The following is a 6,904-nucleotide window of genomic DNA, read 5'->3' on the forward strand; positions in this document are numbered from 1 at the left end:
CCGGCTCAGAGTGCCACACGCGGTGTGGGCACGGCCGCACGGTCGGCCGCAACCACTCGTCCGAGGGGACTTGGCACCCGGCGGTACTGAACGTCACTCGTTCGGGGAAGGCTCAACGGACGTGCTTGACGCGGAGGTTGAGCGCAGGGGCGCGACCGTGTGCCGCCGCGCCCCTCCGCGACCGCCTACGCGGGGCGCGAGCGCAGCCCCTCCAGCAGGATGTCCAGCAGCCGGGCGGAGGCCGCCGCCTGCTGGGCCGCGTCCGGCAGCGACGGCGCCGCCGTCGCGATCACCAGCAGCACGTCGGACACCGACACGTCCGGCCGCAGCTCGCCCGCCGCGCGCGCCCGCTCCACGAGCCGGCCCACGACCTCCAGCAGCGCCGCCGCCCCGTCGTCCTCCACCTGCTGCTCCGGCACCAGCCGCAGCTCACCGGCGCCCGGCTGGGACCGCTGCTGCGGCACCCGCGCCTCGTCGAACACCGCGCCGGCACCCACCGCCGCCGCCGGAACCGCCCGCTCCTCGGCGACGCCGACCCGCAGCACCTGCGGCGGCAGCAGCCGCCCGGCACCCGAGGCGACCGAGGTGCGCAGGAAGCGCGACAGCGCCGACCACGGCTCGTCCTCCTGCCCGAGCGCCGCGCGCGCCTGCTCGGTCAGCCGGGCCGTCTCCTCCGCGGCGATCCGCCGCACCAGTACGTCCTTGCTGGGAAAACGCCGGTAGACGGTGCCCACGCCGACCCGCGCCCGCCGCGCCACGTCCTCCATCGGCGCGCCGTACCCCAGCTCGCCGAAGACCTCGCGCGCCGCCCGCAGCACATGCTCCAGATTGCGCTGGGCGTCCACCCGCAGAGGCGTGCTCCGCGCCGCGTCCCCGCGCCCGTTGCCCGCCGCCCCCATCGCCCCGCCGGCGGCGAGAGCGGATGCGGACGACCATTGAGAGTCCTGAATGTGCATGAATGATCCCCCGGTAATGACGTCTCCCCCCGGAGACTCCCCTAAGAACGCGCCGGGGCGCGCGGATTAAGCCTCGCGTGCCCGGGCCCGGCCGTTGCAACCTCGCGGGCCCGATGAGCGCCTCCCCCAGACACCCCGTCGTGACACGAACATAGTTGAGAGGGAGTCAATTCAGAAGGGGCAGGTTCCGCACACTGCGCCCCCCGATCGGAGTACGGGCCGCATACGTCCCGAAAACACCCCCCGGCGTACCCCGGCGCACACCTTCTGACCTGCGCACCTGCCGCGGACTCCGACGTTTCGGCCAAGCCCGGGCATCCCCGGCTCCCGGTCACACAAATCGCCGGGGCTGTGGACAAACGCAGGCGCCGGGTGCGTCATGGGATGGTGAAGGAACGTGCGCGCATTCTCGTTGTCGGCGGCGGCTACGTCGGGATGTACACGGCCCTGCGCCTGCAGAAGCAGCTCAGAGCGGAACTGCGGCAGGGCGCGGTCGAGATCACGATCGTCACCCCCGACCCGTACATGACCTATCAGCCGTTCCTCCCCGAGGCCGCCGCAGGCGCGATCTCCCCGCGCCACGTCGTCGTACCGCTGCGCCGCTTCCTGCCCGACTGCCGCGTCGTCATCGGCGAGGTCACCGCCGTCGACCACGCCGCGCGCACCGCCACCGTCGCCACCCTGGCCACCGAGGAAAAAGGCACACCGCCCGAGCACCTGGAGTACGACGAGCTCGTCCTCGCCCCCGGCTCCGTCTCGCGCACCCTGCCCGTCCCCGGCCTCGCCGAGCACGGCATCGGCTTCAAGACCGTCGAAGAGGCCATCGGCCTGCGCAACCACGTCCTGGAACAGATGGACATCGCCTCCTCCACCCGCGACCCGGCGATCCGCGACGCCGCCCTCACCTACGTCTTCGTCGGCGGCGGCTTCGCCGGCGTGGAGGCCCTCGGCGAACTGGAGGACATGGCCCGCTACGCCGCGCGCTACTACCACAACGTCCGCGCCGAGGACATGAAGTGGATCCTCGTCGAGGCCTCCGACCGCATCCTGCCCGAGGTCGGCCCCGAGATGGGCCGCTACGCCGTCACCGAGCTGCGCCGCCGCAACATCGACGTCCGCCTGAACACCCGCCTGGAGTCCTGCGTGGACCGCGTCGCCCGCCTCAGCGACGGCGCCCGCTTCCCCACCCGCACCGTCGTGTGGACGGCCGGCGTCAAACCCCACCCGGTGCTCGCCGCCACCGACCTGCCGCTGACCCCGCGCGGCCGGCTCAAGTGCACCGCCGAGCTGACCGTCGAGGGCGTCACGCACGCGTGGAGCGCCGGCGACGCGGCCGCCGTCCCCGACGTCACCGCCAAGGACGCCGGCGCCGAGACCGCGCCCAACGCCCAGCACGCCGTGCGCCAGGCCGCCGTCCTCGCCGACAACATCGTCCGCTCCCTGCGCGGCGAACCCCTCCAGACGTACGCCCACAAGTACGTCGGCTCCGTCGCCTCCCTCGGCTTCCACAAGGGCGTCGCCCACGTCTACGGACGCAAGCTCAAGGGCTACCCCGCGTGGTTCATGCACCGCGCCTATCACCTCAGCCGCGTGCCCACCTTCAACCGCAAGGCGCGCGTGCTGGCCGAATGGACGCTGTCGGGACTGTTCAAACGGGAGATCGTCTCCCTCGGATCCCTCGAACATCCCCGCGCGGAGTTCGAACTGGCCGCCGGTGGAAAGCCATCCGACCATCCGAAGAACGACCCGAAGGGGTCCAACTAGCCGGACCCAGGAACTCCACCGGCCACCGAGGCGTCTGACGGATGTCGGCCCGGACGGCCACCCTGCCAGACTGATCACCGAGCCCGGGCGGGCCGCCACCCGTCCGCGAACTCAAGCGAGGCTGTCCCCAAGTGCTGCATGTCCCGGGTGCTGCAACAATGTGCGGCCACCGCCGCCCGGCCCCCGGAGCCCAGGCCGGGCCCCGGAGCCGGCCGACGACGACTACACGAGGCAAGGATTCGTGAACTTCACGCGCTGGAGCGCCCGGCTCCCCGGAACGCAGCGCCGCGCCGCCGCGCGGACCGACGCCACGACCACCACCGACCGGCTGACCGACGGCTCCGTCCCCGCAGCCCGCGCCGAGCAGCCCGCCGACGGCACCACGGCCACCCTCGGCGTCCCCGCCGTCGACGAGCTGCCCGTGCGCGCGGTCCTCGACCGCGTCCCCGCCCTGGTCGCCCTCGTGCACGGCCCCGACCATCGCCTCGCCCACGTCAACGACGCCTACACGGCCGCCTTCGGCCCCCGCCCCGTCGGCACCCCCGCCGCCGACGCCCTGCCCGAGCTGAAGGAACTCGGCCTGCTCCCGCTCCTCGACCAGGTCCTGCGCAGCGGCCGGCCCCGCACCCTGAAGTCCCGCAAGGGCCCCGACGGCCGCAGCTACACCTTCACCTGCACCCCCGTCACCGAAGGCGGCACCTCCGGCGTCCTGGTCTTCGCCACCGACGTCACCGACCACGCCGAGGCCGCCGAACGCCTGCGGGCCAGCGAACGCCGCCAGCGCGAGACCGCCGTCACCCTCCAGCGCTCCCTGCTCCCGCAGGAACTCGAGGAACCCGACGACCTGCGCATCGCCGCCACCTACCACCCCGGCGGCACCGAGGCCGCCGTCGGCGGCGACTGGTACGACGTGATCACCCTCGGCGGCGGCCGTACCGCCCTCGTCATCGGCGACGTCATGGGCCGCGGCGTCCGCGCCGCCGCCGTCATGGGCCAGCTGCGCACCGCGGTCCGCGCCTACGCCCGCCTCGACCTGCCCCCGCACGAGGTGCTCCAGCTCCTCGACGGCCTCGCCACCGAGATCGACGCCAACCAGATCGCCACCTGCGTCTACGCCGTCCACGACCCCAACGAGGGCCGGCTGATGTACGCCTCCGCCGGCCACCTGCCGATCCTGGTGCGCGACGAGAACGGCATCGTGCACCGCGCCGACGAACCCACCGGCCCGCCGCTCGGCACCGGCGGCTGGATGCACGCCTCCGGCTCCATCCCGCTCACCCCCGGCTCCACCGCCGTCCTCTACACCGACGGCCTGGTCGAACGCCGCGACGAGGACCTCGACGAGGGCATCGCCGCCCTGGAACGCGCCCTGGCCGGCGCCACGGGCAGCCCCCAGGTCGTCTGCGACCGCCTCGTGCGCTCCGCCGGCGTCACCGCCGACCACGCCGACGACGTCGCCGTCCTCGTCCTCCAGCACCCCGCCCGCACCGGCCCCGCGGGCGAACTCTTCCGCAACGCCGCCCTCGAACTCCTCGGCGGCATCGAGGCCGCCCCCCGCGCCCGCGCCTTCGCCTCCGGCGTCCTCACCAGCTGGCGCTTCCCCACCGAACTGCACGACCTCGGCGTCCTGGCCGCCAGCGAACTCGTCGCCAACTCCCTCCAGCACGGCCTGCCGCCCATGCGGCTGCGCCTGCGCCGCACCGACCGCCGGCTGATCATCGAGGTCACCGACGGCGACGACCACCTGCCCCGGCGGCGCCGCGCCGAACCCGCCGACGAATCCGGCCGGGGCATCTCCATCGTCGCGACCATCGCCTCCAACTGGGGGTGCAGACGCACCCCCGGCGGAGGCAAGGCCGTGTGGTGCGAGTTCGCCCTGCCGAAGGGCTGACCTACCGGAACCCGGGGCGCGTCACGCGTCCGCGGGTATCGCGTCCGCGGGCGCGCCACCGCGCTGGACGACCCGGCTCCGGGCCCGCCACGGCTGGTCCTGCGCCTCGGTCAGCCGGCGCCCCAGCCGTATCGCCAGCACACTGATCGCCAGCGAGAACAGCAGGAACGTCACGATGTACGGCGCGTGCAGCGCGGCTCCCATCGGGCCGCCCACCGCCGGACCGACGGCCAGTGCGAGCTGCTTCACCAGGGCGAACGCGGAGTTGTACTGCCCGGCGAGCCCGCTCGGCGCCAGATCGGCGACCAGCGGCGCCACCGTCGGCGACAGCATCGCCTCACCCAGCCCGAACAGCGCGTACGTCGAGACGAAGGCGGCCGTGGCCATCTCCGCGCTGCCGTGCCCCAGGCCCGCGTACCCGGCGGCGAGCCACGCCACCGCCCAGATCAGACCCACGGCGGCGATCACCCGCGAGCGCCGGCGCCGCTCGACGAACTTCAGCACGGCGAACTGCGCCACCACGATCATCGCGGTGTTCGCGGCCAGCGCCGTCCCCAGCGCCGAGGTCGATATCCCGGCCGCCTCGACGCCGTACGCGCTCAGACCCGACTCGAACTGGCCGTAGCAGGCGAAGAACAGCACGAAGCCCAGCACGCACAGCTGCACCATGGCCCGGTTGCCCAGCAGCTGCTTCCAGCTGCCCTTCGCCGAGGCCGGCGCGTCCTCCAGCTTCGGCGCGTGCGGGATCCGCACCGTCGCCATCACCACGACCAGCAGCAGGAACACCGCGGCCTCGATCGCGAACAGCAAGGTGAACGACGACACGTGCGAGGTGTCCACCAGGTGCCCGCCGATGAGACCGCCGATGCCGAGCCCGAGGTTCTGCAGGAAGAACTGCATGGCGAACGCGCGCGACCGGGTCTCCGTCGTGGAGCAGTCGACGATCATCGTCGCCAGCGCCGGCTGCATCACGGCCTGCCCCGCGCCCAGCGCGGCCGCCGCCAGCAGGACGGCGGCCGACGTGCTCGCCAGGCCCAGGCTCAGCGCTCCCAGCGCGGCGGTGACCAGGGCGGCGAGCAGGACCGGAAGGGGGCCGCGCCGCACGATCGCCCGACCGGCGAACGGCAGCACGATCAACGCGGCCACGGCGAACACGGCGAGAACCATCCCCGCCGTGACGGCACCAAGGCCCCGCACCTGCGCCACATAGACGTACAGGTAGGGGACCGTGAAGCCGAGCCCGAACGCGCTGAGTGCGTTGCCCACGTGGATCCGGCGCATCGCTGCGCCCTTCTCCCTGGTCACGTTCACCTCTCTCACTAGTTAGGAGTGAAGACTTCGAAACTAAACTTCGAAGCTAAAGAGTACACAGCGAAGGACTTCAACGCAAAGGCCGGGCGTGCGATACTGCCGCCATGGGCGACACCCCCGGCACGCTCGGCGCCGAGCCGACCATCGAAGAGCAGATCGCGGCGTACCAGCGCGAGTTCCAGGACCTCGACCCCCAGGTCGAGAAGATCGTTTCGGCGCTCTCCCGGCTCAACCGCCGTATGAACGTCGCCTACGGCCGCCAGACCGCCGAGCTCGGCATCAGCAACGCCGAGTGGGAGGTCCTCAAGGCCCTCGTCCTGTCCGGCGCCCCCTACCGGATGGGTCCCAGCGAGCTCGCCAAGCGACTCGGCCTCACCCCGGCCGCCATGACCCACCGCATCGACCGCATGGTCACCGAAGGGCTCGTCACCCGTGAGCGCGACGAGTCCAACCGGGTACGCGTCATCGTCGAGCTGACCCCCGAGGGCCGCGCGAAGTGGCAGGAGGCCATGCGCCTCGCCACCGTCTTCGAGGAGGACCTCCTCCAGGACCTCACGCCGGCCGAGCGCACGGTCCTCGGCGAGGTGCTCACCCGCCTGCTCCGCCGCGTCGAGCATGCCCAGCCGGACGCCGGCGGCCGCCTCACCGACCTCGACTAAAGAGGTTGACAGGGGGTGCTTGACAGCCCCCTCCCCGATCCGTAAAGTTCTTCGGGTTGCCGCGGGGCCGTAACGGTTCTGCGACGGCACCTCCGCCGCCTCGAGCGGCACCTCAAACCACCAGCACGATCTTCCCTCGGGATTGATTTCGGCGTGCCCGAATTCAATTCGAATAGGGGCTCGGCGGCCCGATTGGGAAACGCCGGAAGGATCCGCTAAAGTTTGAGACGTCGGAACGGCCCAACGGCCGGGAAGGCAAACCCCGCTGACTGGGGATCAGACGCCGAAAGGATCTGATAGAGTCAGAACCGCCGGAAAGGGAA

General features: G+C 72.4%; 5 protein-coding genes. 3 read left to right on the forward strand and 2 right to left on the reverse strand.

Annotated elements, in window-relative coordinates; translation table 11 throughout:
• Nucleotides 1-185: 185 nt before the first annotated feature.
• Nucleotides 186-956 carry a TetR/AcrR family transcriptional regulator gene (locus ACF1AL_RS33640; protein WP_391702489.1) on the reverse strand — a complete coding sequence of 257 codons (771 nt, stop codon included), beginning with the start codon at nt 954-956 and terminating at the stop codon, nt 186-188.
• A gap of 384 nt (nt 957-1,340) precedes the next feature.
• On the opposite strand from ACF1AL_RS33640, the gene ACF1AL_RS33645 reads away from it, so the two are divergent.
• Both ACF1AL_RS33645 and ACF1AL_RS33650 read left to right on the forward strand, forming a co-directional pair.
• Nucleotides 1,341-2,720: an NAD(P)/FAD-dependent oxidoreductase gene (locus ACF1AL_RS33645; RefSeq protein ID WP_391828521.1), complete on the forward strand. Its 1,380-nt coding sequence runs from the start codon at nt 1,341-1,343 to the stop codon at nt 2,718-2,720.
• Between the two features lie 241 nt (nt 2,721-2,961).
• Nucleotides 2,962-4,611, forward strand: coding sequence for a SpoIIE family protein phosphatase (locus tag ACF1AL_RS33650; RefSeq protein ID WP_391828523.1), 1,650 nt, complete (start codon nt 2,962-2,964; stop codon nt 4,609-4,611).
• A gap of 21 nt (nt 4,612-4,632) precedes the next feature.
• On the opposite strand, the gene ACF1AL_RS33655 is transcribed toward ACF1AL_RS33650, so the two are convergent.
• Nucleotides 4,633-5,892 carry an MFS transporter gene (locus ACF1AL_RS33655; protein WP_391828535.1) on the reverse strand — a complete coding sequence of 420 codons (1,260 nt, stop codon included), beginning with the start codon at nt 5,890-5,892 and terminating at the stop codon, nt 4,633-4,635.
• Between the two features lie 134 nt (nt 5,893-6,026).
• On the opposite strand from ACF1AL_RS33655, the gene ACF1AL_RS33660 reads away from it, so the two are divergent.
• A complete protein-coding gene (locus ACF1AL_RS33660; RefSeq protein ID WP_366842137.1) occupies nt 6,027-6,581 on the forward strand; it encodes a MarR family transcriptional regulator in 555 nt (184 codons plus the stop codon).
• The last annotated feature ends 323 nt before the right edge of the window (nt 6,582-6,904 follow it).

Origin of the sequence: Streptomyces sp. NPDC014801 (genome assembly GCF_043082085.1) — a bacterium.
Taxonomy (GTDB): Bacteria; Actinomycetota; Actinomycetes; order Streptomycetales; family Streptomycetaceae; genus Streptomyces.